This window comes from Photobacterium alginatilyticum (assembly GCF_009910675.1).
GTDB classification, from domain to species: domain Bacteria; phylum Pseudomonadota; class Gammaproteobacteria; order Enterobacterales; family Vibrionaceae; genus Photobacterium; species Photobacterium alginatilyticum.
In genome coordinates this window covers 1-3674 of record NZ_RSEJ01000068.1, presented here as the reverse complement: position 1 = coordinate 3674, position 3674 = coordinate 1, and the positions used below count along the sequence as shown (strand labels likewise).

Here is a 3674-nt window from a genome sequence, read left to right as displayed (position 1 = left end):
GCGTTTTATCATTTGTTAGGCTAGGAAAAGAGGTCTTCCGACGGCTGGAATATCACATCAACGATTCAGCAATTCGTTGGGCGCAATCCACCCTAATTCTAATGGCAAGGAACAATTATCGTGCGTAAATTATGTGGGGATCCGCCAGTGCCCGACGTTATGCAAAAAGGAAAATAATGAACATCGCAAAGATACAAGTAGAAAGAGGGCTATCGCTACCAAGTGATTATCTTGATTTTCTTATGACTATCGAGGGTGGTGAAGACTACTGTTTCAATGAATATCCAGATGAATACCCAGATTTTGAAGGAAGGTGCTGGGCATTTTTCGATGAAGAACTACTTTCTGAAAACATAGACATGCTTCAAATTGGCACTGCTCCAGCCCATAGGCAATTAGAGCTTTATCTTAAGTGCTACCAAGAGTTTTCTAATACTAATTTTGTTCACTCCTCTGATGGTATGTTGCCAATTGAAAGAGTTGCTAATGGTTTTGTAATCGCCGAGGAAAATGGTGATCTTCTATATCTTGATCCCGAAGACCAATTTTCCGTTTGGATCTTTCACCATGATGGTAGTGACGTGAAGAAAGTATCTGAATCAATTAGTAAATGGTTAGCACAAGCAACCATTGCATAACAAGGCAATCAAGGTGACCCGTTACACTCGGCGGTTTTGGTATGAAGTTCGGTGTGCTTTGCTAGTTTAGTGCGGGGCACCTTATTGCAGGCGTTAGGCATGGGAAAAGCCTGCTTATTGATCTGGTCGTAACCATGTCGCTCAAGAACGGGAAATCTTTGGCCATTCGTTCATCGTAGGGCTGTCCTTTACGTTCGGGGAAATGCAGGTTGTTCCGTTCTTTGTTGCCTCTGATGATGGCAATATACATTCCTAGCTTCTTCGATACACCGCTGTGAAAGGCTTGTCGTTTACTTAACCCATCCGTTCAGTGATGCAGCCTCGATTAGCACCTTACCAGGCTGTCATGCAAATGTAGTTGGCTTTAAGGTGTTGATAGTTATCATGTCTCGTGAGGATTAGTGAGTGCTGTATCGCACGGCTGTGCCGGAGTTCGCTGATAGTTCGGCGGCCAAGTAGGAAGGTCGCATGTAGAAATGCCTAACAAGGCAATCAAGGTGACCAATTACACTCGGCGGTTTTGGTATGAGGTTCGGCGCGCTTGGTAAGTTGGCCGTGTGGCACCTTATTGCAGGCGTTAGGCATGGGAAAAGCCTGCTTTTGGATCTGGTCGTTACCACGTCGCTCAAGAACGGGAAATCTTAGGCCATTCGTTCATCGTAGGGCTGTCCTTAAAGTTCTTGGAAATGCAGGTTGCTCCGTTCTTTGCTGCCTCAGACGGTGGCAATAGACATTCATAGTTTCCTCGATGCATTGCTGTGAAAGGCCTGTTTTCAACTTAACCAATCTGCTCGGTGAAGCAGCCTTGATTAGTATCTCATCAGGATGTCATGTAAATGCATCTGGCTTTAAGGTGCTGATAGTATTAGTGTTGCTTGAGATTTAGTGCATGCTGTATCCCATGGTTGGCAGCGGACTGCGCTGAGAGTTCGGCGGCCAAGTAGGGGGGCCACAAGTGGAAATGCCTAACAAAGCAATCAAGGTGACCCATTACACTCGGCAGTTTTGGTTTGAAGTTCGATGCGCTTGGTAAGCTGGCCGTGGGGCACCTTATTGCAGGCGTTAGGCATCCTAGAAAGGAGTCATGTAATGGATAAAAGTGCGATTAAAGTATCATTTATTGCAGGTTTGTTTGCTTTGAGTGGGTCGGGAATAACAGGTATCTTCATGCTAAAAGCTAATGAAGCTACTATTGGTAAAGAAGTTGCGATTCATTCTGCCAATATTGCAAACCAATATCATAGTGAGCTAAAGGAAAAATCAGAGATATTTATTGTTGCTGTGTATGATTTTTTTAGCTCTCTTAATGAGAATCCTGATGCTTCCTCGGCAGAAGTTAGAGCTATGACCTTAGCACTTCAGAAAAAGGCTATGTCATTGTCAATATATGCAAGCCCTACTTTGACAAGCTCTTCTCTTGAAGTTGTCAAAGCATTATCTGATATGCCTAAACTTACTTCTCAGGGGGGCGGGAAAGAAAAGGCAGATCGGGTTGTAAAAGCTTTGGAGAATTGGCGCCTTGCATATCGTAAAGAAACATCTTCGTATAGCAATCAGATTGTCTCTGATAGTTTAGCATCGGAATTATTAACTCAAGCATTTCAATAAGATGCCTAACAAGGCAATCAAGGTGATGCGTTACACTCGGCGGTTTTGGTACGGAGTTCGGTGTGCTTGGTAGGTTCAGTGGGGCACACCTTATTGCAGGCGTTACATGCTTATGCTGCACAACTCGATCGCCAATGTAACAATGTTGCTTGTTTTTTACTATATCTATGATTTTGGTCGAATAAGACGTAATCGTTCAATTTGATATTTTACAATAATCAAGTCTTGTTTGATTATTTGGGTAACTTTAATTGCAATGTAGGATTGTTAACAAATGGAAAAGTGCCCAGCAATAGTAAATATTAGTTTTGATGACGAAAGCCTTAATGGAATAGAAAAAATTAAAGAGATGCATGAATTAGAAAAGTACGGCCGAATTTGGCTGACTATAGGTAATCTGTTTAGTATCTTTGGAGGCAGTTCATTACGAAGTACTACCGCCGGTCATGCTAAAGAAGTCTTTAAACTCATTTCAAATGATACACTTAAAGTTACAGCAAAGGCTGTAGCTAAAGGTGTAGCATCTGAAGCTAATCAGACATCATATTCTATAACTCAAGCAAACTGGGAATATTATTTTCAGTCATATATTAACCTAACTACAATTAAACGGAAGAAAATTGAAGAGTTAGCTTACAGTCAAGCATTAAAGCATCAATCTAGCCCAAAAGAGTATATGTTTTGGAAGTCAATTTACATGGGGTGCAAAATATGATGCGGGTGTTGTTAAGGATTAGTGGTTTTATCGCAATAATAATGCCATTTTTCACTGTGGCTGGAGATGATTTTCACTTTAGGTATTTAAATGATAGAGTTACTGATTATTCAAATAAAATAGTTGTTTGCGATAGTAAAAAAGTAACGCCTAAACTATCTAAAAGTGAAACTAATGCATTGAAAAGAATAATTAGTGAACGTCCGCTTATATTAGCTTACTTGAGTACAAGTTCATATAACAAATGTTTACAACCAGAGCGTGGTGAATTAGCCGAGGCCTTATTGGCATATCAATATTTAGAACTTCCATCATATACAGTAAAGCTTGCAAAATCGACTGAAAAGCTAGCGTTTACAACAGATTTTGATAATTTGAAGTCATACGAGTCACTAAGGAATAATGATAGAAACTTTATTGATTCTATAGTTGTTCTACAACAACCATTCAATGAGCTTGAAGTGTTCGAGCGTATCATGGGCATGTAACAAGGCAATCAAGGTGACCCGTTACACTCGGCATTTTTGGTTCTGAGTTCGGTGCGCTTGGTAAGTTAATCGTGGGGCACCTTATTGCAGGCGTTAGGCATGACAAAAGACTGCTTTTGGATCTGGTCGTAACCACGTCGCCCAAGAACGGGAACTCTTAGTCCATTCGCTCATCGTAGGGCTGTCCTTAAAGTTCTGGGAAACGCAGGTTGCTCCGTTCTTTGC

Annotated in this window: 4 protein-coding genes and 1 pseudogene; all 5 read left to right on the top strand. The window is 41.3% G+C overall.

Translation table 11 applies throughout. From position 1 onward, the window contains the following. Window positions 1-128: pseudogene (locus EIZ48_RS27720) on the top strand (IS4 family transposase); the annotation flags it as partial. Between the two features lie 48 nt (window positions 129-176). After that, window positions 177-638, top strand: a complete 462-nt coding sequence (locus tag EIZ48_RS27715) for an SMI1/KNR4 family protein (RefSeq protein WP_160658571.1) — start codon at window positions 177-179, stop codon at window positions 636-638. Between the two features lie 1089 nt (window positions 639-1727). Beyond that, window positions 1728-2246, top strand: coding sequence for a hypothetical protein (locus tag EIZ48_RS27710; protein ID WP_160658569.1), 519 nt, complete (start codon window positions 1728-1730; stop codon window positions 2244-2246). Window positions 2247-2520: 274 nt separating this feature from the next. Next, complete coding sequence (locus tag EIZ48_RS27705; protein WP_160658568.1) at window positions 2521-2961, top strand: hypothetical protein; 441 nt, start codon at window positions 2521-2523, stop codon at window positions 2959-2961. Further along, entirely contained in the window at window positions 2958-3449 is a 492-nt protein-coding gene (locus EIZ48_RS27700; protein ID WP_205298628.1) for a hypothetical protein, read from the top strand. Before EIZ48_RS27705 ends, EIZ48_RS27700 begins: the two co-directional genes overlap by 4 nt. Window positions 3450-3674 lie beyond the last annotated feature (225 nt).